General features: G+C 64.4%; 24 protein-coding genes and 1 pseudogene. 7 read left to right on the forward strand and 18 right to left on the reverse strand.

Annotation, left to right across the window (positions count from 1 at the left end; all coding sequences use genetic code 11):
- Positions 1-12: 12 nt before the first annotated feature.
- The gene (locus tag AC0L20_RS23890) at positions 13-1,503 is read left to right on the forward strand and encodes an HWE histidine kinase domain-containing protein (protein WP_473292793.1); all 1,491 of its coding nucleotides are present in this window, start codon (positions 13-15) and stop codon (positions 1,501-1,503) included.
- Here the strand turns inward: AC0L20_RS23890 and AC0L20_RS23895 are convergent.
- Entirely contained in the window at positions 1,500-1,721 is a 222-nt protein-coding gene (locus AC0L20_RS23895; protein WP_018456200.1) for a hypothetical protein, read from the reverse strand. The two genes, AC0L20_RS23890 and AC0L20_RS23895, sit on opposite strands and share 4 nt — an antisense overlap.
- Positions 1,722-1,859: 138 nt before the next feature.
- Here AC0L20_RS23895 and AC0L20_RS23900 point away from each other — a divergent pair, with 138 nt between their 5' ends.
- Both AC0L20_RS23900 and AC0L20_RS23905 read left to right on the forward strand, forming a co-directional pair.
- A complete protein-coding gene (locus AC0L20_RS23900) occupies positions 1,860-2,117 on the forward strand; it encodes a hypothetical protein (protein WP_473292795.1) in 258 nt (85 codons plus the stop codon).
- A 95-nt stretch (positions 2,118-2,212) separates the two neighbouring features.
- On the forward strand, positions 2,213-2,461 hold the full coding sequence (locus tag AC0L20_RS23905; RefSeq protein ID WP_007594791.1) for a hypothetical protein: 249 nt from the start codon (positions 2,213-2,215) through the stop codon (positions 2,459-2,461).
- 89 nt (positions 2,462-2,550) lie between these two features.
- On the opposite strand, the gene AC0L20_RS23910 is transcribed toward AC0L20_RS23905, so the two are convergent.
- Both AC0L20_RS23910 and AC0L20_RS23915 read right to left on the reverse strand, forming a co-directional pair.
- Positions 2,551-2,760, reverse strand: coding sequence for a hypothetical protein (locus AC0L20_RS23910; protein ID WP_473292859.1), 210 nt, complete (start codon positions 2,758-2,760; stop codon positions 2,551-2,553).
- Positions 2,761-2,778: 18 nt separating this feature from the next.
- A complete protein-coding gene (locus AC0L20_RS23915; RefSeq protein ID WP_473292798.1) occupies positions 2,779-3,000 on the reverse strand; it encodes a hypothetical protein in 222 nt (73 codons plus the stop codon).
- Between the two features lie 115 nt (positions 3,001-3,115).
- On the opposite strand from AC0L20_RS23915, the gene AC0L20_RS23920 reads away from it, so the two are divergent.
- Positions 3,116-3,328: a DUF3072 domain-containing protein gene (locus tag AC0L20_RS23920; protein ID WP_473292802.1), complete on the forward strand. Its 213-nt coding sequence runs from the start codon at positions 3,116-3,118 to the stop codon at positions 3,326-3,328.
- 86 nt (positions 3,329-3,414) lie between these two features.
- The gene (locus tag AC0L20_RS23925) at positions 3,415-3,729 is read left to right on the forward strand and encodes a DUF6496 domain-containing protein (RefSeq protein ID WP_473292805.1); all 315 of its coding nucleotides are present in this window, start codon (positions 3,415-3,417) and stop codon (positions 3,727-3,729) included.
- A gap of 6 nt (positions 3,730-3,735) precedes the next feature.
- Here the strand turns inward: AC0L20_RS23925 and AC0L20_RS23930 are convergent, their stop codons facing one another.
- Both AC0L20_RS23930 and AC0L20_RS23935 read right to left on the reverse strand, forming a co-directional pair.
- Positions 3,736-4,098, reverse strand: coding sequence for a hypothetical protein (locus AC0L20_RS23930; RefSeq protein ID WP_007607279.1), 363 nt, complete (start codon positions 4,096-4,098; stop codon positions 3,736-3,738).
- A gap of 269 nt (positions 4,099-4,367) precedes the next feature.
- Complete coding sequence (locus tag AC0L20_RS23935; protein WP_473292808.1) at positions 4,368-5,903, reverse strand: Do family serine endopeptidase; 1,536 nt, start codon at positions 5,901-5,903, stop codon at positions 4,368-4,370.
- Positions 5,904-6,111: 208 nt separating this feature from the next.
- On the opposite strand from AC0L20_RS23935, the pseudogene AC0L20_RS23940 reads away from it, so the two are divergent.
- Positions 6,112-6,947 (forward strand): annotated as a pseudogene (locus AC0L20_RS23940) (universal stress protein).
- A 115-nt stretch (positions 6,948-7,062) separates the two neighbouring features.
- On the opposite strand, the gene AC0L20_RS23945 reads toward AC0L20_RS23940, so the two are convergent.
- The 9 genes from AC0L20_RS23945 to AC0L20_RS23985 all read right to left on the reverse strand — a co-directional run bounded on the left by AC0L20_RS23945 (position 7,063) and on the right by AC0L20_RS23985 (position 16,215).
- The gene (locus tag AC0L20_RS23945; protein ID WP_456765519.1) at positions 7,063-7,275 is read right to left on the reverse strand and encodes a hypothetical protein; all 213 of its coding nucleotides are present in this window, start codon (positions 7,273-7,275) and stop codon (positions 7,063-7,065) included.
- 198 nt (positions 7,276-7,473) lie between these two features.
- Complete coding sequence (gene rpe, locus AC0L20_RS23950) at positions 7,474-8,211, reverse strand: ribulose-phosphate 3-epimerase (protein ID WP_473292813.1); 738 nt, start codon at positions 8,209-8,211, stop codon at positions 7,474-7,476.
- The gene (gene cbbX / locus AC0L20_RS23955; RefSeq protein ID WP_473292815.1) at positions 8,208-9,143 is read right to left on the reverse strand and encodes a CbbX protein; all 936 of its coding nucleotides are present in this window, start codon (positions 9,141-9,143) and stop codon (positions 8,208-8,210) included. Before cbbX ends, rpe begins: the two co-directional genes overlap by 4 nt.
- A 98-nt stretch (positions 9,144-9,241) precedes the next feature.
- Entirely contained in the window at positions 9,242-9,649 is a 408-nt protein-coding gene (locus AC0L20_RS23960; protein WP_473265135.1) for a ribulose bisphosphate carboxylase small subunit, read from the reverse strand.
- An 11-nt stretch (positions 9,650-9,660) separates the two neighbouring features.
- Positions 9,661-11,121, reverse strand: coding sequence for a form I ribulose bisphosphate carboxylase large subunit (locus AC0L20_RS23965; RefSeq protein ID WP_027516500.1), 1,461 nt, complete (start codon positions 11,119-11,121; stop codon positions 9,661-9,663).
- A gap of 30 nt (positions 11,122-11,151) precedes the next feature.
- A complete protein-coding gene (fba, locus tag AC0L20_RS23970; RefSeq protein WP_473292820.1) occupies positions 11,152-12,237 on the reverse strand; it encodes a class II fructose-bisphosphate aldolase in 1,086 nt (361 codons plus the stop codon).
- Between the two features lie 14 nt (positions 12,238-12,251).
- Positions 12,252-14,273, reverse strand: coding sequence for a transketolase (gene tkt / locus AC0L20_RS23975; protein ID WP_473292823.1), 2,022 nt, complete (start codon positions 14,271-14,273; stop codon positions 12,252-12,254).
- A 16-nt stretch (positions 14,274-14,289) separates the two neighbouring features.
- Entirely contained in the window at positions 14,290-15,165 is an 876-nt protein-coding gene (locus tag AC0L20_RS23980) for a phosphoribulokinase (protein WP_473292826.1), read from the reverse strand.
- A gap of 12 nt (positions 15,166-15,177) precedes the next feature.
- The gene (locus tag AC0L20_RS23985) at positions 15,178-16,215 is read right to left on the reverse strand and encodes a class 1 fructose-bisphosphatase (protein ID WP_473292829.1); all 1,038 of its coding nucleotides are present in this window, start codon (positions 16,213-16,215) and stop codon (positions 15,178-15,180) included.
- Between the two features lie 121 nt (positions 16,216-16,336).
- Between AC0L20_RS23985 and AC0L20_RS23990 the strand changes: the two genes are divergently transcribed.
- Positions 16,337-17,308 carry a LysR family transcriptional regulator gene (locus tag AC0L20_RS23990; RefSeq protein WP_473292831.1) on the forward strand — a complete coding sequence of 324 codons (972 nt, stop codon included), beginning with the start codon at positions 16,337-16,339 and terminating at the stop codon, positions 17,306-17,308.
- Positions 17,309-17,565: 257 nt separating this feature from the next.
- Here AC0L20_RS23990 and AC0L20_RS23995 read toward each other — a convergent pair whose 3' ends face one another.
- The 4 genes from AC0L20_RS23995 to AC0L20_RS24010 form a co-directional block, all read right to left on the reverse strand.
- Positions 17,566-17,775, reverse strand: a complete 210-nt coding sequence (locus tag AC0L20_RS23995; RefSeq protein WP_473292833.1) for a hypothetical protein — start codon at positions 17,773-17,775, stop codon at positions 17,566-17,568.
- 138 nt (positions 17,776-17,913) lie between these two features.
- On the reverse strand, positions 17,914-18,324 hold the full coding sequence (locus tag AC0L20_RS24000) for a DUF4118 domain-containing protein (protein ID WP_473292835.1): 411 nt from the start codon (positions 18,322-18,324) through the stop codon (positions 17,914-17,916).
- A 139-nt stretch (positions 18,325-18,463) separates the two neighbouring features.
- Positions 18,464-19,657: an MFS transporter gene (locus AC0L20_RS24005; RefSeq protein WP_473292838.1), complete on the reverse strand. Its 1,194-nt coding sequence runs from the start codon at positions 19,655-19,657 to the stop codon at positions 18,464-18,466.
- 52 nt (positions 19,658-19,709) lie between these two features.
- The gene (locus tag AC0L20_RS24010) at positions 19,710-20,330 is read right to left on the reverse strand and encodes a TetR/AcrR family transcriptional regulator (RefSeq protein ID WP_473292842.1); all 621 of its coding nucleotides are present in this window, start codon (positions 20,328-20,330) and stop codon (positions 19,710-19,712) included.
- Positions 20,331-20,792 lie beyond the last annotated feature (462 nt).

The following is a 20,792-nucleotide window of genomic DNA, read 5'->3' on the forward strand; positions in this document are numbered from 1 at the left end:
TTGGATGCCCGTATGGACCACGAAAAGGTCAACATCCTCCTCGTCGACGACCAGCCGGCCAAGCTGCTCGCCTATGAGGTGATCCTGAAGGATCTCGGCCAGAACCTCGTGATCGCTTCGTCCGGTCGCGAGGCTCTGGAGGTGCTGCTCAAGACCGAGATCGCGGTGATCCTGGTCGACGTCTGCATGCCCGAGCTCGACGGCTTCGAGCTCGCCGCGATGATCCGCGAGCACCCGCGCTTTCAGAAGACCGCGATGATCTTCATCTCGGCCATTCAAGTCAGCGACATCGACCGCCTGCGCGGCTACGAGATGGGCGCCGTCGATTACGTCCCCGTGCCGGTCGTGCCGGAGGTGCTGCGCGCCAAGGTCAAGGTGTTTGCAGAGCTCTATCGCAAGACGCGGGAACTCGAACGACTGAACCAGGATCTCGAGGACCGCGTGCGCGCACGCACCGCCGAGCTGGAGAATTCCACCGCAAAGCTGCGCGAGAGCGAAGAGCGGCGCAGCATGGCGATCGCCGCCGGTAAGATGGGTTCCTGGGACTGGGACTGGATCACCGGCGACTGGATGTGGGACGAGGGGCAATACCGCATCTTTGGTGTTGGCCCGGACAGCTTCGAGGTGAATCCGGCCAACGTTCAGGCGCTGTTGCATCCGGATGACGTCGATCAGTTGCGCAAGGCGATCGCCGAATTCAACAAGGGCACACGCTCCTATGAAACGGAGTTCCGCATCGTGCGGCCCGACGGCGATGTGCGCTGGTGTGTCGGCACGGCCGCCGCCACGGTTGACGATAGCGGTCGGGTCATGCGCGTCAGCGGCGTGACGGTGGACATCACCGAACGCAAGCGCGCCGAGGAACGGCAGACTCTCCTGGCGCGGGAGGTCGATCATCGCGCCAAGAATGCGCTGGCGCTGGCGCAATCGATCGTGCGCCTCACCCGCGCCGACGAGGTCAAGGCCTATGTCAGCGCCGTCGAGGGACGCATCAATGCACTGGCGCGCGTGCATACGATCCTGTCGCTGTCGAGCTGGCAGGGTGCCGAACTCTCGAAGCTGATCGACGAGGAGCTCGCGCCCTATTCCCTCGGCGGCCAGATCAAATTGGCGGGGTCAGAAGTTCAGTTGCTGCCAGCAACCGCCCAGACGCTGGCGCTGGCACTGCATGAGCTTTTCACCAACTCGGCGAAGTATGGCGCGCTCTCGACGCGGACGGGACGGCTCGCGATCGGCTGGCAGGTCGAGGATGAGCTGCTCACGCTGACCTGGGAGGAATCCGGCGGCCCACTCGTCATGACGCCTAAATCCCGCGGCTTTGGGACGCGGAGCCTGCTTGCGAGCGTCGAGTCCCAGCTCGGCGGGCAGGCGCGATTCGATTGGCGCGCCGAGGGTCTGTTGTGCCGGCTCGAGGTGCCGCTGGTGCGCAAGACTGCCGCGACGACGGCGCCCGGCAACTTCGAAGCCGCCAGCTCCGCCGAATTGCAGCGCGCGTCCGGCTAACCGGAGGCCGCACTCTTCCTGCGCTGCGTCGTTTGCGGCTCGCGCGCGACCCGTCCTTCGAGCCAGGCTTCCGTTTGGGCGAGATCGCGCAGAGCCTTGGCATAGCGGCACGCCGCACTTCGCTCCGCGCCGCGGGGCAGCTTGCGCGCTTTGCGGAGGATGTCCGCGGCGGCGTTACGATAAGCCAGAGAGCGATAGAGAAAGACCACCTTACCCATATCGAATGTTCCCGTGTTGCAGGGTCATTCTCGCCCACCCGGCATGAACGTCGGATGAAGCGGGCGATAACGATTCCTTCATGCGGGTGGAACCGGCACGTGTCGCAGGCGTTGCTTGCGAGATCGGGATAGAGTTCCATGCGCGCGAAAAAGTCGTCGGACCTGATCTCTCCGAGCGGGCTCGTCAAGCTGATGACGCACGCCATGATGGGCGCAGCCCTCGGGCTCGCTTTCAGCCTCGTGCTCGTGCTGTCCAATCCAGCTGTCGCCAATTTGCTGAACAACGGCGGCAGGCAGGCCGTTGTCGTTTTCGCCCTCACATTGGTGACGACGTTCGCGATCGGCGCGACACTGACCGGCGTCGTATTCATGCTCGCAGAGGACAAGCAATCTTGAAGGATGCGAGATTTACCGGAACTTCTTTGTTCGGAACTCCTGCGACGAATGGCAGTTGGCTGCCTGCGTCAATTCAACTCAGGGAGTTCCCGCATATGAAGACCACTAAGCTCGCTCTTGCCGTGATGTTGGCAACCGGCCTCGCCGCCGCACCGTTCGCCGTGCAGGCCAAGTCGCACAAGGCAAAACACGGATCCTCGATGTCATCGTCGCAAACCACCACAGGCGCCAACACCAAGTCCTCCAAGGGTGCTGATCCCTCCGGTCAGGGCGGCTCCGGTCCCGGCTCCGATCAGGGCGGCACCATGACGAACAACAAGGGCGGCATGAGCAACACCAAGTAGGTGTTCCCCGACATCATGAAGGCCCCGCGATCGCGGGGCCTTTTGCTTTGGTGTTCCAACGAACTTTCTCGGGCCGCGTTGCGCACGCTTCAGCTGCGATGGCTACCCAGGATGTCAGGATGAACGCCGGCGGGATCAGCTCTCACCAGATGATCGAGTCGTGCGCGCTTGCGCGCGATCAAGAGCTGGGCCGCGGCGTCGTCGAGCCCCTCGCGTTGCAGCTGCCGAATGGCAGAGCCCAGTTCGAGAATCTCGGCGCGCAGCTTTAGAATCCGGTACGCATCCGGGTCTTCCTCCACCATGCGCTCCCAAAGCTTTCAGCGGCGCGCGATCACGCGCAGAGGACTACCTGATGCCTTCGCGGAACGAAGGCTCATCCTGTCGCGGACATTCGGCAGGACATCGCCGCCACCTGCAGCCTTCCATTCGCCGATCAGCAGATTGATTTTCCGGCGCAGATCCATCTGCGCCAGGGCCTTCTCTGTGCAGTCGCGATCGCGCTCGACGAGCTCGCGCACGGACACTTCGATATCGGCCATTTCCAGCCTCAAGGCGCTGATTTTACGTCGAATTTCATTAATTCTGTTGTCCATGGCTTGTTAGAACAAAATAAGAACATATAGTCAAGTCACGATTTCAGAAGGGAGAAGCGACATGCAGGTTCAGGGTAAATACGACGCCAAGACTTTCCTCACCGCTAAGACTTTCCTCGCCGAGCAGATGACGCGGGCGCAGGGCCTCCGGCTGAAGCGACTGAGCGAAGAGGCGTATCAACCTGCGCAATATGCGCGGGATCTGTCCTCCAGCGAGGCAGCGCGGCGCATTCAGGTGCTGGAAGCGGAGATCGAGCTAGCGGATTCGTTCTAGACTAAGCCGCGTATCCGGGACGTGCATGCGCGCTTTCGGAACCATGCCTGTCCCGGATTGTTTTCCCAGGCCAAGGGAGAACATGCATGGCACGCAAGGCAAAGAAGCGCCGCTACTCGCGCAGCTCCGGCAGCGATGTCGAAGGCGAGATGAAGCGCTACAAGAAGGGTACCGCGAAAAGCGGACCTGGCGGTCGAGGCGGACGCGTGAAGAGCCGAAAGCAGGCGATCGCGATCGGCCTGTCGAAGGCGCGCAAGAAGGGCAAGAAGGTCCCAAAGAAAGCCGCGAAGCGGAAGACGTCCAAGAAGACGTCGAAGAAAACGTCGAAGAAGACTTCAAGGAAAACCAAGAAGACTTCGAAGAAGACGGCGAAGCGCAAATCCTCCAAACGGTCGCGCTGACCTCCGTCAGATCATGCTGCCCGGCATGAAGCAGCGGATCGAAACGCCGAACGCGGTCTTCACCGGCCACACCATGGTGCGGCCGGCCCGGTTCGGCTCGGTGATCACGGCTTCGTCCGGCACCTCGACCCACTCGCCGTCGAGCCGCACGCGATAATGTCCATTGTGCGAGTCCCAATCGGGATCGGCGACGGCAAACCCATCTGCATCCGAGCAGCACGGACCGAGATGACTGCGCAGGCCGTCGAACCATGGCTTGAGGGGAGAGTCCGCGTAGCGGCCGTCGTCACGCCCGAGAGCGTTTCCGCCCCATAGCACGAATGGCGCCACGAGCAGCGCAGTCCTGAGCGAGAGCTTCAATCGATCCATGTCGGCACCGATCAAATACGAATTGCCGGCCGGTCCAGCTCAGCGGCGGCAAGTTCGAAGTTCCACGCTTGTAATCGTCGGCGGCTTCATTGCCGCCGAGTCCATACGAGATCCGCAATTGTGATGAGCGAACACGGCTTTTTCGGACGAACCGGGTCATCCTCCCTGCCGTTAACGAGAATGTTATCGGCGCATCCGGAATCCTGAAGGCGAACAGGAAAGGCGGCCCGTGGGCCGCCTTTTTGGAGTGGCGCCGATCGACGTTCGCCTTATGCGAGCGGCACCGCGACGAACCGGGTCGCCTGCGCGCTTCTGACCTGCAGCAGCACGCTGCGCTTGCCGGACGATTTCGCCTGCGCCAGCTCCGAACGGACATCGCCGATATTGGCGACGGCCTTGCCGCCGACATTGAGGATGACGTCGCCGGTCTGGATGCCGCGCTGCGCGGCCGGCCCTTGCGGATCGACTTCGGTGACGACGACGCCCTTCTGGCCGGCGCCCTGCACGTCGCCGGCCGGAGCCAGGCTGAGGCCGAGACGCGGCGGCATGCCGGCATCTGGCTGCGACTTGCCCTCGTCGGCTCTCGCCTGCCGCTCGTTCGGCAACTCGCCGAGCGCCAGTGTCACCGTCTTGCCGTTGCCCTTGTGGACGACATCGAGCTTCACAGACGTGCCCGGCGCCAGGGTGGCGATGGTGCGGGCGAGATCGCGGGAATCCTTGATCGCGGTGCCGTTGACGGCGGTGATGACGTCGCCCGCCTCGATGCCCGCCTTCGCCGCCGGGCTGCCGTCCTGCGGATTGTCGACGATCGCGCCGCGCGCCTCCTTGAGGCCGAGGCTGTCGGCGATATCCGACGTCACCGGTTGCACCTGCACGCCGAGCCAGCCGCGTGTGACCGCGCCCTTGTCCTTCAACTGTGCGATGACCAACTTTGCGGTCGAGGCCGGAATGTCGAAGCCGATGCCGACCGAGCCGCCGGAGGGCGAGAAGATCGCGGTGTTCACGCCGATCACGTTGCCGTTCATGTCGAAGGCCGGGCCACCGGAATTGCCCTTGTTGATCGGCGCGTCGATCTGGATGAAGTCGTCATAGGGACCGTTGCCGATGTCGCGGCCGCTGGCCGAGACGATGCCGGCGGTCACGGTGCCGCCGAGGCCGAAGGGATTGCCGACGGCGACCACCCAGTCGCCGATGCGCGGCTTCTGGTCGGAGAATTTGACGAACGGAAAATCCTTCTTGCCCTCGACCTTAATCAGCGCGAGATCCGTCTTCGGATCGGTGCCAACCACTTTCGCGCTGTAGATCGTGCCGTCGTCCATCGTCACTTGCACCGACTCGGCGTGATCGACGACGTGGTTGTTGGTCACGGCGTAGCCGTCCGCGGAGATGAAGAAGCCGGAGCCCTCACCCGTGATCATCTGGCGGTGCTGGCGCGGCATCCCTTCCATGCCAGGGCCGCGGAAGCCGAATTGCCGCGAGAACTGGTCGAACGGCGATGCCTCGTCCGAATCCATCCGGTTCTGTTGCAGCATCGCGCTCTTGTCGTTGTCCTGGTCGATCCTGACCCGGACCGAGATGACGGCGGGTTTGACCTTGCTGACGAGGTCGCCGAAGCCCGGCGGTGTCGCGGCGCTCTCCGCGGCCTGGGCGGGCGCGATGAAGGAGCTCGCGCTGAACGGCGAAGAGCCGGGCGCAGTCGCCAGCACGGCCAGGCCAAGTGCGGCCACGGTGCCGAGCAGCGCGAGCCGGCGCGGCCTCAGGACCTTGCGGGACGTTGTGGTGTCGGAATTGACGCGATCGCTCATGTCGATATGTCCATGTTGGGTAAGTCGCCTTGCACCCAACATGGTGGTCGCCACCTTACAGCGTCCCGTCCACGCGATTAAATCTTGGCAAAGTAGCCGGGCAGGCACACGTCCAAAACTCGAGGCTGCACGTTTGATGCAGCTCAACGCGGGCCCTGCGCACCGTGAAAGACTGCGGCCACCGGATGATGTCCATCGGAGGCACGTCATGTACAAAGACATTCTCGTCCACATCCCCACCGAGAGGCCGATGCGCCCGGTGATCGACGGCTCGATCTCGCTCGCAGCGGGCCTCAACGCCCATCTCGATGCAGTCGCGGTTGGTTATGTGGCAACCAGCGCGGCTATATCATGGAGGGCGGCACTGCCGTGGCGGCGGTGTTCGAGATGGAACGCGAAAGCGCAGTGGAGCGGGCCGAGGCAGCGCTCGCGGTATTCAAGAGCGATGCGATGAACGCCGGCATTTCCTACACGTGCCAACCGCTCGGGGCGATGCCGGGGGATGCGGTCGGCTTGCTCGGCGAGATGGCGCGGCTGCACGATCTCAGCATCGTGCTCCAGCCGGATCCGGCGCAAGGCTCACTCGACAACGATGTGCCCCGCGAGATCCTGTTCCAGGCGGGCGGCCCGGTGCTTTTCCTGCCCTACACCTTCCGTGGAGCGTTCAAGGCGAAACGGATCGGCATCTGTTGGGATGGCAGCCGCCTCGCCGCCCGCGCCATGCGCGACGCCGCACCATTCCTGGCCCGCGCCGAGGAGATCGTGATCATTGCGATCAATGAAACAGACATGGTTCCCGACGAAGTCTCGACGCGCAATCTGGCAAGGCACCTCGGTCGGCGCGGACTGTCGACCCGCACCATCAACCTGTCGGCCGCGCGCTCCGACATTCAGCCGACCATGCTGTCGCTGGCAGCCGATGAGAACCTGGATCTCCTGGTCATGGGCGGCTTCGGCCATTCGCGATTGCAGGAGCGGTTCCTCGGCGGCGTCACCCGCGCCATGCTGGAAGCGATGACCGTCCCGACGCTGATGTCGCATTAATCGAGGGCTGATCCAGGACGGGCCGGTCACAAGCCTTGTCGTTCGGGCTGACAACCGCGTCCTTGAGCGGTGCCGGCGTCGGCAAGTTCAGGTCATATTCGAACAAGTCGGACCGTCACGCCGCGGCGGGCCTCTCCCACGCCGTGGCCTCGACGCCGTCCTGGTCGTGTGGCGCATTGCACGCGTCGAAATGCGCCTTGAGTTCGACCTCGGCGAGATATTCGAAATGTTCGGCCTGGCCAAGCAGTTCCCAGCTTTGGAGCGGCCGGTAGGCGGCCTGCTGACGACAGAGGGACGCTAGCGCGCGGTAGCGACGTACGTTATCCATCAGACCCTCCCTCGCATTCACAGAGCTTATTGCCCTTATTTGCGTCAGGCCGATGGCGGTTGTGCAAAAGATTTGCTGCGCCCGCCGCGCGCTAGACGCGCTTGTTTTTAGGCAAACGCGTGTTCGGGCGAAAGTTCCAATCAGCGCGGACTCAACGCTTCGGAACCTTGCCGCGGGCCAATGTGTGCCGGCGGTAGTCTACCGGATGAGCGCGGGCTCACCGGCTCGCATCGTCCGCTCCGAACTATGTTGCAGGTTCGGAACCCTGCCCGCTTCCGCAGCCGCGCGGATGGCCGCAATGTTGCCGGCATAGTCCGCGCTGCTCCTGCCGCGAAACACGGCGGAACCCGCCACAAGCGTATCGGCGCCCGCAGCGGCCACGGCCGCGGCATTGTCGCGCGTGATGCCGCCGTCAACCTCAAGCCGGATCGGCCGCTCGCCGATCATGCTTCGAATACGCCCGATCTTCTCGAGCTGGGATTCGAGGAAGGACTGGCCGCCAAAGCCCGGATTGACCGTCATCACCAGGACGAGGTCGAGACGATCGAGCACATACTCGATCGCGCCTTCGGGAGTGGCGGGACACAGGCTGACGCCGGCTTTCTTGCCGAGCGCCCGGATGGCCTGGAGCGAGCGATCGAGATGCGGACCGGCTTCGGCATGCACCGTGATGAGATCCGCGCCCGCCTTCGCGAACGCTTCGAGATAGGGATCGGCCGGCGCGATCATGAGATGCACGTCGAAGATTTTCTTCGTCAGCGGCCGGATCGCCTTGATGACGTCCGCGCCATAACTGATGTTCGGGACGAAATGCCCGTCCATGACGTCGCAATGAATCCAGTCGGCGCCCGCAGCGTCGATCGCCGCGATCTCCTCGCCGAGGCGTGCGAAATCCGCAGCCAGGATCGACGGCGCGATGAGGATTTCTCTCGTCATGGCTTCGCACTCCTCTGCGCGTCCGCACCGCCGCTGAAGACGCGGCTCGCCAGGACATCCATGGGATCGATGGTTTCGAGGTCGGCGATCTCGAGCATGCGATCGAGATCGGATACCAGGCGATCGGCCTGCCGCAGGCGGATGCGGTCGACGGCGTTGCGGATCGAGCGCGCATTGGAGAAGAACGGCTGGGTCCGGCGCAGCGCGATGTATTTCTCGAACGCCTCACGCGCCGCCGCCGACAGGCGATAACCCCGTTCCTTCAGCATCAGCTCGGCGATGACGAGCAGCTCGGCTTCCGCATAGTCCGGAAAGTCGATGTGGTGGGCGATGCGCGAACGGAAGCCGGGATTGGAGGCGAAGAAGCTCGTCATCCGCTCGCCATAGCCGGCAAGGATCACGACGAGGTCCTCGCGCTGGTTTTCCATCACCTGGAGCAAAATCTCGATCGCCTCCTGGCCGTAGTCGCGCTCGTTGTCGGGACGGTGGAGATAATAGGCCTCGTCGATGAACAGCACGCCGCCCATCGCCTTCTTCAGGATCTCCTTGGTCTTCGGAGCGGTGTGGCCGATATACTGGCCGACGAGATCATCGCGCGTCACCGAGATCACCTGCCCGCGCCGCACGAAGCCGAGGCCGTGCAGGATCTTCGCCATGCGCAGTGCGACGGTCGTCTTGCCGGTGCCGGGATTGCCGGTGAACGACATGTGCAGCGTCGGCGGCGACGAAGCCAGTCCCGCACGCTGCCGGATACGTTCGATCAGCAAGAGCGACGCGATCTGGCGCACGCGGTTCTTCACCGGCTTCAATCCTATCAGCTCCTGCTCGAGCTGTTGCAGCGTGCCGGTGATTCCAGCCTCTTCGGCCTCCTTGCGGAGATCGAAACTGGTCTCGCCGGGCTCAGTGGTCATTGCATGGGGAACATCCAGCATCGGCACCTCGAAGAAAAGGGCTTCGCCGCGGGAGAGCGGCGAAGCAGTGGTCCGCCAAGGAAACGGAGCAGGGAGTGCTCCGCGCGGAGGAGAATGAGTTAGGTTGGCGCGTGCGCGGGCTGCCGGCGCATGGTGGTGTAGCGGATCGCGCGTCCGCCCACCTCCTGCCGCACCAGCTCGAACTCGGCCTCCTGCGGCGGGCGATTGACGATGAACGAGATCCGAACCGATTCCCAGCCATGGCTGGAGTCGAAGCCGCTGAGACGGATGTAGCGGTCGCCATACACTCTGCGGCATTCGGCGAGCTCCATCATCACGCCGGCGGCGTCCTGGAGATCGAACATCGGCAGGCCCCACATCTCCCAATAGGTGTTGCGGGGATGTGGATCGTCGGTGAACTCGATGTTCACCGCCCAGCCATTGGTCAGGCAATACTGCACCTGCTTGGTGATCTGGTCGTCGGTCAGATCGGGCAGGAACGAGAAGCAGCCTTGGGTCAGCTTCATGTCAAATCTCCTCAAACGGTTTCGAGCGCGGTCGGCACGAAGTCCGGCGTATCGGTGGATTCATAATTGAAGGAGACGTCCTTCCAGACCTCGAGTGCAGCTTTCAGCGGCGTGCAGGTCTCGGCCGCCCTGGCCAGGATCTCCGGACCTTCATGGACGTAGTCGCGCCCCTCGTTGCGGGCGAGGATCATCGCTTCCAGCGCGACGCGGTTGGCGATCGCGCCGGCCGCGATGCCCATGGGATGGCCGATGGTGCCGCCGCCGAACTGCAGCACGACATCCTCGCCGAGCAGGTCGAGCAGCTGATGCATCTGGCCGGCATGGATGCCGCCGGAGGCGACCGGCATCATCTTGTTCAGGCTCGCCCAGGACTGGTCGAAGAACAGGCCGTGTTCGAGTTTGGTCGGGTTGAAGTCTTCGCGGCAGACATCGTAATAGCCGCGCGTGGTGTTCGGATCGCCCTCGAGCTTGCCGACCACCGTGCCGGCATGGATGTGATCGACGCCGGCGAGCCGCATCCACTTGGCGATGACGCGGAACGACACGCCATGGCTTTTCTGCCGCGTGTAGGTCGAGTGACCGGCGCGATGCAGATGCAGGATCATGTCGTTGCGCCGCGCCCATTTCGCCATCGACTGGATCGCGGTGTAGCCGATCACGAGGTCGATCATGACGATGCACGACCCGAGCTCCTTCGCGAACTCCGCGCGCTCGTACATGTCCTCCATCGTTCCCGCGGTGATGTTCAGGTAGGTGCCCTTCGCCTCGCCGGAGGCCGCCTGCGCCCGGTTCACCGCCTCCATGCAATAGAGGAAGCGATCGCGCCAGTGCATGAAGGGCTGCGAGTTGATGTTCTCGTCGTCCTTGGTGAAGTCTAGCCCGCCCTTCAGCGCCTCGTAGACGACGCGGCCATAATTACGGCCCGAAAGCCCGAGCTTCGGCTTCACGGTCGCGCCGAGCAGCGGCCTCCCGAACTTGTCGAGCCGCTCGCGCTCGACCACGATGCCGGTTGCCGGTCCCTGGAACGTCTTCACATACGCGACCGGGAAACGCATGTCCTCCAGCCGCAGCGCTTTCAGTGGCTTGAAGCCGAACACGTTGCCGATGATCGAGGCCGAGAGGTTGGCGATCGAACCAGGCTCGAACAGGTCGAGATCATAGGCGATGTAGGCGAAATACGAGCCCGGCGTGCCCGGCACCGGATCGACGCGATAGCATTTCGCGCGATACTTCTCCGCGGCGGTCAGGCGATCGGTCCACACCACCGTCCAGGTCGCTGTCGAGGATTCGCCGGCGACAGCGGCCGACGCCTCGATCGGATCGACGCCCTCTTGCGGCGTGACGCGGAACAGCGCGATGACGTCGGTGTCCTTTGGCACGTAGTCGGGCTCCCAATAGCCCATGCGCTTGTATTCCATCACGCCGGATCGGTATCTTTCCTTGCCGCGGACGGTTCCTGCATGTGCATTCATGGCTCTCTCCTGCTCTTTCTCTCTGAATGATTAGGCCGCGACGGGCTCGCGGGCGTCGATGCTCGGATCGAGTTCTCCGGCGCGGTAGCGCCGCGCCATCTCGCTCAAGGGAATGACCTTGATCTTGCTTGCGTGGCCAGCGGTGCCGAACTGCTCGAAGCGCTCGCGGCAGAGCTCGCGCATCGCATCCATCGCGGGCTTGAGGAATTTGCGCGGATCGAACTCGGAGCGCGTTTGCGCGGCGACCTTGCGGAACACCGCGGTCATCGCCAGCCGGCAGTCGGTGTCGATATTGACCTTGCGCACGCCGCTCTTGATACCGCGGACGATCTCCTCGACCGGCACGCCCCAGGTCTGCGGCATCTCGCCGCCGAACTGGTTGAACATATCCTGGAGCGGCTGCGGCACCGAGGAAGAGCCGTGCATCACGAGATGCGTGTTCGGCAGCCGGCGGTGGATCTCCTCGACCACCCGCATCGCCAGAATGTCGCCATCCGGCTTGCGGCTGAATTTGTAGGCGCCGTGCGAGGTGCCCATCGCGATCGCGAGCGCATCGACCTTGGTGGCGCGGACGAAGTCCACCGCCTGGTCGGGATCGGTCAGCAGTTGGTCGTGGCTGACCTCGCCCTCGACGCCATGGCCATCCTCCTGCTCGCCGCCGCCATGTTCGAGCGAGCCGAGCACGCCGAGCTCGCCTTCGACGGAGGCACCGACCCAATGAGCGAGATCGACGACGCGGCGGGTGATCGCAACGTTGTAGTCGTAATCGGCCGCGGTCTTGGCGTCGGCCTTGAGGGAGCCGTCCATCATCACCGAGGTGAAACCATGGGCGATCGCGGACGCGCAGGTCGCCTCGTCGTTGCCATGGTCCTGGTGCATGCACAGCGGGATGTCCGGATAGGTCCGCTCCAGCGCGTCGATCATGTGCGAGAGCATGAGGTCGCCGGCATAGCTGCGCGCGCCGCGCGAAGCCTGGATAATCACGGGCGCATCGACCTCGGCCGCCGCCTGCATGATGGCGATGCCCTGCTCCATGTTGTTGATGTTGAACGCCGGCACCGCGTAGCCGTGACTGGCGGCGTGGTCGAGTAGCTGACGAAGGGTGATACGGGCCACGACAATTTCTCCTGTTATTGCTTGCCGGCGCGGGCGATCGCCCGCCGAGCGGCTTCCGCAACGCTTTGCGGCGTGATGCCGAATTCGCGGTAGAGCACTGGGGCTGGCGCCGAGGCACCGAAGCCGCGCATGCCGACGAATTCGCCGTCAGTGCCGATCCATCGATGCCAATCGCCGGCGACTGCCGCCTCGATGCCGATCCGTGGCGCGGTGCCGAGCACGGCAGCGCGGTAGTCCTCCGGCTGCTCCTCGAACAACGCGAAGCAGGGCGCGGAGACCACGGCCGCGCGGACGTGCTCGGTGGCGAGCAGGCGGGCCGCCTCCAGCGCAATAGACACTTCCGAACCCGTTGCGATGAGCGTCACGTCTCGGCCGCCCTCTGGCGAAACAATGAGATAGGCGCCCCGTGCGACGCGGTTCTTACCGCGGACATCGCTGCGGAAGGTCGGCAGAGCCTGACGGGACAGGCACAGCACGGAGGGACGATTTTCAGATTGGAGCGCGCAGTCCCATGCTTCCAGCGTCTCAACCGCGTCGGCCGGCCGGAACACGAGGAGGTTCGGAATGACGCGGAGCGCCGCGAGATGCTCGACCGGCTGGTGCGTGGGGCCGTCCTCACCGAGGCCAATGGAGTCGTGGGTCATCACATGAATGACGCGGATCCGCATCAAGGCCGCAAGGCGGATCGCCGGCCGGCTGTAATCGGAGAAGGCGAGGAAGGTCCCGCCATAGGGAATGAAGCCGCCGTGCAGCGCGAGGCCGTTCATCGCGGCCGCCATGCCATGCTCGCGGATGCCGTAATGGATGTAATCGCCGGCGAACGCGTCGCACTTGACCGGGGTCTGCACCTTGACATGCGTCAGGTTCGAATGCGTCAGGTCCGCCGAACCACCGACAAATCCGGGAATCGTCCCTGCGATGGCCTCGAGCACCTGTTGCGACGCCTGCCGCGTCGCGAGCTTCGGACGCTCGGTGGCAAAGCGTTCGCGCAATTTCGCCGAGGCCTGGGCATAGGCGGTCGGCAGGGCAACCGCTTTGCCCTCGACAAACAGATCGCGCTGCTCGGCCGTCGCGCATTCATAGCGATCGAGCCAGGCGAGACGCTCGACCTGCCCGCGCTGCCCGATCATCCGCCATGCTTTCAGGATCGGGATCGGCACCACGAAGGGCTGATAGTCCCAGCCGAGCGTTCGCCGCGCCGCCGCGGTCTGCTCGGTGCCGAGCGGCGCGCCATGCGCCTTCTCGGTGCCCTGACGATCCGGCGCACCATAGCCGATGATGGTGCGGCAGGCGATCAGCGACGGCCTTGCACTCTCACGCTCCTCGGCAATCGCCTGTGCAACTGCTTCGGGATCGTGCCCGTCGACACGACGCACCGACCAGCCGGAGGCAGCGAAGCGCGCGAGCTGGTCGTCGGAGGTCGCAAGCGACGTCGGGCCATCGATGGAGATGCCGTTGTCGTCGAACAGCACGATCAGGCGGCCGAGCCCGAGATGGCCGGCGAGCGAAATCGCTTCCTGGCTGATGCCTTCCATCAGGCAGCCGTCACCAACGACCACATACGTAAAGTGATCGACGAGGCCGTCGCCATGCCGCGCATTGGCCATGCGCTCGGCTAGCGCCATGCCCACTGCGGTCGCAATTCCCTGCCCCAGCGGACCGGTCGTCGTCTCGACGCCCGGCGTATGGCCATATTCCGGATGGCCCGGCGTCTTCGAGCCCCATTGCCTGAAGGCCTTGATGTCATCGAGGCTGAGGTCGCCGCCGGTGAGATGGAGCAATGCATAGAGCAGCATCGAGCCATGGCCCGCCGACAGCACGAAGCGATCGCGGTCCGGCCAATGGGGGTGAGCCGAGTCGAATTTCAGGAACCGCGAGAACAGCACGGTCGCGACATCGGCCATGCCCATGGGCAGGCCGGGATGGCCGGATTGCGAGACTTCGATGGCGTCGACCGCGAGGAAGCGGACGGCGTTGGCGAGATCGCTGTGCGAGACCGGCGTGAGGTCGGCGTCGGCGTGGACGGAGATGTTCATCGGATCCTCCCCTTATTCACTTCAGGTTTCGCTTGCGCTCGATGAGCTGCATGATCAGCGGCGTCAGGATCAGCTGCATGGCAAGATCGAGTTTCGCGCCGGGGCACACGATCGAATTGGCACGCGACATCCAGCTTTGCGGCAGCATCGAGAGCAGATAGGGGAAGTCGATGCCGCGCGGGTTCTTGAAGCGGATCACGACCATCGATTCGTCCGGCGTCGGGATCCAGCGCGCGATAAACGGATTGGAGGTGTCCACCGTCGGCACGCGCTGGAAGTTGATGTCGGTCTCGGAAAATTGCGGGCAGATGTAGTGGATGTAGTCGGGCATCCGCCGCAGAACTGTGTCGGTGACGGCCTCGGTCGAATAGCCTCGCGCACTGCGGTCGCGGTGCAGCTTCTGGATCCATTCGAGATTGATGACGGGCACGACGCCGATCTTGAGGTCGGCATAGCGCGCGACGTTGACCTTGTCGGTGACCACCGCGCCGTGCAGGCCCTCGTAGAACAGCAGATCGGAGCTCTCCGGCAGCCGTTTCCATTCGGTGAAGGTGCCGGGTGCGGTGCCATGCAGCGCGGATTCCTCGGCGTCGTGGACGTAGTGCCGCGTCGTCGCCGTACCGGTCTCGCCATAGTCGCGGAACGCCCGCTCCAGCTCCTCGAACAGATTGGTCTCGGGGCTGAAATGGCTGAAATGCCTGTTGCCGCGATCGGCCTCCTTCGCCATCTGCGCGCGCATTTCCACGCGATCGTAACGATGGAAGGCGTCGCCTTCGATGTAGGCGGCGTTGACCTTCTCGCGGAAGAATATCTGCTCGAAAGTCTTCTTGACCGACGTGGTGCCGGCGCCGGAGGAGCCGGTGATGGAGATGATCGGATGCTTCCTGGACATGGGATGCCTCGCCTACAGCCGGAAGAAGCCGCGCCGCGCGAACAGCGGTGCGGAGACGCTGGCGACCAGCAAGGGATCGCAATGGAGTTCCTCGACGCGCTGCACCTCGTTGCTCGAGCCCATGATCAGCGGCACGCGCTGATGCAGGCTCTGCGCTGAGAGGTCGAGGATGCGTTCGCGCCCAGTCGACGCCGAGCCGCCGGCCTGCTCGACGATGTAAGCCATCGGGTGCGCCTCGTAGACGAGGCGCAGGCGGCCGTCGCCATAGCCGGGCCGTGCATCGGAGGGATAGAGGAACACGCCACCGCGGGTGAGGATGCGATAGGCCTCGGCAACCAGCGAGCCGACCCAGCGCATGTTGAAATTGTGGTTGGCCTGCCCTTCCACACCGGCGAGGCATTCGTCGACGAAGGCGCGCACCGGCTGTTCCCAATGCCGGCGGTTCGAGGCGTTGATCGCGAACTCCTCGCAGGTCTCGGAGATCTGCACGGCGCTGCGCGCGAGACGGAAGCAACCGGACTTGCGGTCCAGCGTGAAGATATCGACGCCCTCGCCAAGCGTCAGCACCAGCGAGGTCTGCGGGCCGTAGGTGACGAACCCCGCCGCGAGCTGCGCCGAGCCGCGCTGATGGAAGGCGAGCGCGAGATCATCGGGCGCCGGCAGGATCGAGAAGATCGTGCCCACGGTCATGTTGATGTCGATGTTGGAGGAGCCGTCGAGCGGATCGATCGCGACGCAAATCTTGGCATTGCGGTCGCCGATCTGTGGTTCGCGCATCTCCTCTGACGCCAGTGCCGCGATCGGCAGCTTGCCGAGGCAGCGGCGCAGGATCGCGTCGGCCTGCACGTCGAGATCGCGCTGGACGTCACCGTCGCTGTTGCGGCCGGTGGTCAGGCCCGATGCGTCCGCAAGGTCTCCGGTGGCGATGAGATCGGCGATCTCGATCGCGGCCGCCGCGATGGCGTCGACTGCGGCCGCTACGGCCAGCGCATGCGGCGCCGTCTCGGAATACCGCTGAAGGTGGTCGTCCAGCCTGAGTTGCCCGGTCATCTGCGTCCATCCCCTTTGCCGGTGCCGTATCCAGTTCCCTCCTCGCTGGAGGTCGGTGCGGTCAGTGCCGACAACGACGAGATTGACAGGGGTGGCTTAATAAGGAAAATTTCTATTCATAATGAGCGCCAAAGAAATATCTTATAATGCCCATACAGCGGCGCAGCTCCGGCATCTGACGATCCGGCAGCTTCGCTCGCTCGCGGCGCTCGCCGCCAAGGGCAGCGTCACGGCAGCCTCGACCCAGCTCGGCCTGACACAGCCGGCCGTGACCCAGCAACTGCGCCAGCTTCAGGATCTCGCCGGCCTGCCGCTGCTGCAGCGGACCGGCGACGGCATGCTGCTGACGGAGGCGGGCAAGGAGGTGCTCACCCTCGCAGAGCGCGTCGAAGCCGCAATCACCGACTGCCAGGGTTCGCTCGACCTGCTTGCGGGGCGAACCGGCGGCACGGTCCATCTCGGCGCTGTCTCGACCGCAAAATATTTCGTGCCGCACGCGATCGCGGCATTCTCGAAGCGGTATCCGAAGATCGAGCTCAAGCTCACGGTCGGCAATCGCGAGGAGATCCGCGAGGCCATGCACGGCTACGACCTCGACTTCGCGGTGATGGGTCGGCCACCGGCCGACGTCAGCGTCGACGTCCGGCAGCTCGGGCGCAATCCGCACATCATCGTCGCGCGGAAGGGGCACTGGCTGGAGAAGGATTCCGGCCTCAACCTCACCGACCTCGTGCACGAGACCTTCCTCACCCGCGAGCCCGGCTCGGGGACGCGGACGCTGATGGAAGGCATGTTCCAAAGGTCGGATCTCGAGCCGATCATCGGCATGGAGATGAGCAGCAACGAGACCATCAAGCAGGCTGTCATCGCCGGGCTCGGCATCGCCTTCATCTCGGCCCACACCGTGGCGCACGAGCTCACCGAGGGCCGGCTGATCGTGCTCGACGTCGCGGGCCTGCCGATCGTGCGGCAATGGTACGTGATCCGCCGCAGCGACAAGGTGCTGTTGCCGCCGGCCCAGGCGATGTTCGATTTCTTGGGATCGGAGGGGTCGAACTATCTGCCCGAATTGCCCGAATTCGGCGCGCGATAGTCCGCCGAAATTCAGCCCATCAGCTTCATCGCGACCGTGGCCGCGAGAATGACGATGATCTGGAGCAGGCGCTCGGTCGTGAAGATGCGGTTGAAGGTGGTCATCGCTTGCCCCGGCCGAATTGGGATGTCTCTGTCGGGACGTTGCTAGCATAGGCGGGGGTCGAGATAACTCCGTAGTCGACCCGTGTTTTCCGTGCACGACCCGACGACCGACCCTTCGGCGAGCCTGCCCAAGGCCGCGCCGATGGTTAACGATCAGGCCGCACGGGTCGCAGCGTAATCCATCCGCGCGGCGAAATAGGCTTCCAGCTCCAGCAGCGCCCGTGCTTCCCAATCCCTCGCCTGCTCGAGCAGCGACCAGCTCTGGTCCGGGCGGAATGCAGCGGTCTGGCGATAGAGCGACGCGATACCGCGGTAGCGGCGCACGTTCTCCAAGATGGCGTGACCGGTTATTGGGCCGTTCATGTCCGAAAACTCCCTCGTCATTCCCGGGGGAGAAATTGCGGCCAAATCTTTTTCGAAAAGTTAGCGCCGCGCGGCAAGCGCGCGAATGGTTTCCGGACTGTTGCCCGCGCGCAACGTGCGCGGCCGTACAAGGTCGATCTATTGCGAATTCGTTGCCGCGCTCTCGCTGCGCGGCTTCAATCCACCGCGGTTGATGATCTCGCGGCAGAGATCGGCAAGGCCGATCACCAGCACCGCGAGCAGGCAGAACAGCTTGATGGAATCGGCATGCGCGCTGGTCAGAGAATTGAACTCGAAGAAGGGCGGCATGAACGCCCACCACACCAGCGGAATGGTGAGCACCGCAGCGAACGCCGCCGCCGGCGCGCCTGCGACAAGACCGAGCACGAACAGGCTGGGCAGGAACGCCGCGAAATAGAGTTTTGCGCCGAGCGCGACACAGACGCCCTGGAGCGCAGCCGACATCGCGACAACGACGAATCCAAGCAGAAACGCCTGCCACGACCATGGTCGTACCCGCGGTACGCCAACCAGCCCCGCACGCCTCATCAGCCTCCCCCTGCCGCCCGTTAACCAGGCTCGCTTGCGACCAAAGTACTACAGCGGCAGGGAAACTGCGAGGTGGAAATTGCCGGCCGGACGACCTTGGTAAACGGGCCGAATCGCACAATTTAGGCGACCGTGGCCCCTACTCGCTGGCCGCATAGACCAGGCCTGCGACGGGCAGCGCGAGGCCAATGGCCGATGCCAGCGTCCAGCCGCCTTGCGCGAACGCCCAGGCGCCGACCGCCGAGCCCGCCGCGCCCGCGGTGAAGAACGTCGCCATGTAGAGGCCGTTGAGGCGGCTGCGGTGCTCATGCCCCAGCGCGAAGATGGCGCGGAAACCGAGCACGACGTTGCCCTGCACGCCGATGTCGATCGCGATCGCCGCCACGACCAGGCAGGCGAGGTTCAGCACCGATCCGGGCGCGCCGACATGCGTGATCAGGAAGCCTACGGCCGCGAGCAGCAGCGCGACCAGTGTTGCCATGCGGCTGTGGCCGCGATCGGCAAGCCGCCCCGCGATCGGCGCCGCGAACACGCCGGCGACACCGGCGAGCGCGAACAGCGCAATGCCGCGCTGGGTGAAGCCGAACTCGCTCGCGAGCAGCAGCGGCGTCACGGTCCAGAACAGGCTGAAGGCGCCAAACAGGCTGGCCTGGTACAGCGCGCGGCGGCGCAGCAGCGGCGTGGTCCGCGCCAGATGCGGCATCGACAGCAGCAACGCGCCGTAATGCATCCGCGCGACCGGCTTGCGCTTCGGCAGCGTCATCCAGAGTACCGCTGCGAGCACGATCATCAGTGCGGCCGAGCAGAAGAACACCGCGTGCCACGACAGCATCGCCGTGACGAAGCTCGACACCGGCCGCGCCAGCATGATGCCGAGCATCAAGCCGGTCGAGACGTTGCCGACGACACGGCCGCGAATGGCTGCCGGCGCAAGGTGCGCCGCATAGGGAATGATGATCTGCACCGCGACCGAGCCGAGCCCGATAAACAGCGCGGCGATCAGGAACGGCAGCGCGTGGGACGCGACCCCCGCGGCAAGCAGGGCCGCGGCGCCGAGCGCGATGACGGAGCAGATCAGGGTGCGGTTCTCGAGGAGGTCGCCGAGCGGCACGATGAAGAGAAGCCCCACGCCGTAGCCGATCTGCGTCATGGTGACGATCAGTCCCGCCGCCTCATGCGACAGGCCGAGCGCGGCGCTGATCGGGGCGATCAGCGGCTGGGCGTAATAGATGTTGGCGGCGACCATGCCACAGGCCGCGGCAAGCACGAAGGTCAGGCGCTGCGACACCGCATCCGGTTCGGGGGCGGTCTCGATCGTCGCATTCATCGTCATTCACATAGTCTCCAGATATAGGAAACGCTTGTTTCCTAATATGACAAAAAATTCAGGCGAGCAGCTTCATCGCGACCGCGACCAGGCGCTTGCCGTCGAGCGAAAGGCGCGTCTTGCCGACGACGCGCAGACCCTGCGTGATGCAGATCATCAGGCGCGCGGTGTCGTCGGCGGCGACATGGCGGGGTATAGAGCCGTCAGCCTGCCCCTCGCGAATGAGGCCGGCGATGAAGCCTTCGTTGGTCTCGAGCCGCGCGCTGACGAGGGCGGCCACCACCGGATCGACCGCGGACAATTCGACCGCGCTGCCGACCACGAGACAGCCGCGCCGCCCCTCGCTGCCCTGGGAGTGCTCCACATACGAGAGCAGCAGGTTGCGCAGCCGCTCGCGGCCGTTGGCGCCCTGCGCCGCCGCGCTACGGGACTGCTCCTGGCGCAACGCGACGTAGCGCTCGAAGGCGGCGAGAAACACCGCATGCTTGTCGCGAAACGCCTTATAGACACTGCCCGTCGCCAGCCGCATCGCCGCGGTGAGATCGCCGATCGAGGTGGCATGATAACCGCGCTCGGAGAACACGCGGACGGCCCTGTCGAGCGCGGTGTCCATGTCGAACTCCCGGGGACGGCCGGGCGGACGGGCGACGGAGCTGGATTTGCGAGCGGCTTTTTGCATTGCGGGATAATAGGGAATGATTGTTTCCGAATAAAGACACTCGAAAAACAATTGGTTGTGATGGGGTGTGGGTCAAACTGATGACCACCAATTCCGGCGTCGTCCTGGCGAAGGCCAAGACCCATTACCCAGGGAGGAGTTTGGCCCACACTCTCTCCACATCGTCATTGCGAGCGTAGCGACTTGTCCGCCGAAGCTTTAGCGAAGGCGGAAGCAATCCAGAATCCCTCCGCGGCGGCAGACTGGATTGCTTCGCTGCGCTCGCAATGACGGAGTATGGGGCGGCAGTGCCACTCTTCCAGCTCGCATTTTGATTTGAAGACACAGTTTCACATCCTCGCGGCGCGTTTCGCCCGAGCTTTGCTTCGTCACTCCACCCTCTTGTCCAAGAGGGCGCAGGGAAGGCCGGGTGCCGGCTGGCACCCGCGGTCCGCTGCGCGAAAAGCACACGCAGGAAAACCG

The organism is Bradyrhizobium sp. Kon58, from assembly GCF_055807455.1.

Excerpts from the sequence above, each read along its gene's own strand:
- AC0L20_RS23900 (WP_473292795.1), top strand. The coding sequence starts at position 1,860 with ATGCGCGCGAAAAAGTCGTCGGACCTGATCTCTCCGAGCGGGCTCGTC.
- AC0L20_RS23915 (WP_473292798.1), bottom strand. The coding sequence starts at position 3,000 with ATGGCCGATATCGAAGTGTCCGTGCGCGAGCTCGTCGAGCGCGATCGC.
- AC0L20_RS23890 (WP_473292793.1), top strand. The coding sequence starts at position 13 with ATGGACCACGAAAAGGTCAACATCCTCCTCGTCGACGACCAGCCGGCC.
- rpe (WP_473292813.1), bottom strand. The coding sequence starts at position 8,211 with ATGACGAGAGAAATCCTCATCGCGCCGTCGATCCTGGCTGCGGATTTC.
- tkt (WP_473292823.1), bottom strand. The coding sequence starts at position 14,273 with ATGAACATCTCCGTCCACGCCGACGCCGACCTCACGCCGGTCTCGCAC.
- AC0L20_RS23905 (WP_007594791.1), top strand. The coding sequence starts at position 2,213 with ATGAAGACCACTAAGCTCGCTCTTGCCGTGATGTTGGCAACCGGCCTC.
- AC0L20_RS23930 (WP_007607279.1), bottom strand. The coding sequence starts at position 4,098 with ATGGATCGATTGAAGCTCTCGCTCAGGACTGCGCTGCTCGTGGCGCCA.
- AC0L20_RS24000 (WP_473292835.1), bottom strand. The coding sequence starts at position 18,324 with ATGAGGCGTGCGGGGCTGGTTGGCGTACCGCGGGTACGACCATGGTCG.
- AC0L20_RS23990 (WP_473292831.1), top strand. The coding sequence starts at position 16,337 with ATGAGCGCCAAAGAAATATCTTATAATGCCCATACAGCGGCGCAGCTC.
- AC0L20_RS23925 (WP_473292805.1), top strand. The coding sequence starts at position 3,415 with ATGGCACGCAAGGCAAAGAAGCGCCGCTACTCGCGCAGCTCCGGCAGC.
- AC0L20_RS23995 (WP_473292833.1), bottom strand. The coding sequence starts at position 17,775 with ATGAACGGCCCAATAACCGGTCACGCCATCTTGGAGAACGTGCGCCGC.
- AC0L20_RS23965 (WP_027516500.1), bottom strand. The coding sequence starts at position 11,121 with ATGAATGCACATGCAGGAACCGTCCGCGGCAAGGAAAGATACCGATCC.
- AC0L20_RS24010 (WP_473292842.1), bottom strand. The coding sequence starts at position 20,330 with ATGCAAAAAGCCGCTCGCAAATCCAGCTCCGTCGCCCGTCCGCCCGGC.
- AC0L20_RS23935 (WP_473292808.1), bottom strand. The coding sequence starts at position 5,903 with ATGAGCGATCGCGTCAATTCCGACACCACAACGTCCCGCAAGGTCCTG.
- cbbX (WP_473292815.1), bottom strand. The coding sequence starts at position 9,143 with ATGCTGGATGTTCCCCATGCAATGACCACTGAGCCCGGCGAGACCAGT.
- AC0L20_RS23980 (WP_473292826.1), bottom strand. The coding sequence starts at position 15,165 with ATGTCCAGGAAGCATCCGATCATCTCCATCACCGGCTCCTCCGGCGCC.
- AC0L20_RS23945 (WP_456765519.1), bottom strand. The coding sequence starts at position 7,275 with ATGGATAACGTACGTCGCTACCGCGCGCTAGCGTCCCTCTGTCGTCAG.
- AC0L20_RS23985 (WP_473292829.1), bottom strand. The coding sequence starts at position 16,215 with ATGACCGGGCAACTCAGGCTGGACGACCACCTTCAGCGGTATTCCGAG.
- AC0L20_RS23895 (WP_018456200.1), bottom strand. The coding sequence starts at position 1,721 with ATGGGTAAGGTGGTCTTTCTCTATCGCTCTCTGGCTTATCGTAACGCC.
- AC0L20_RS24005 (WP_473292838.1), bottom strand. The coding sequence starts at position 19,657 with ATGACGATGAATGCGACGATCGAGACCGCCCCCGAACCGGATGCGGTG.
- AC0L20_RS23920 (WP_473292802.1), top strand. The coding sequence starts at position 3,116 with ATGCAGGTTCAGGGTAAATACGACGCCAAGACTTTCCTCACCGCTAAG.
- AC0L20_RS23960 (WP_473265135.1), bottom strand. The coding sequence starts at position 9,649 with ATGAAGCTGACCCAAGGCTGCTTCTCGTTCCTGCCCGATCTGACCGAC.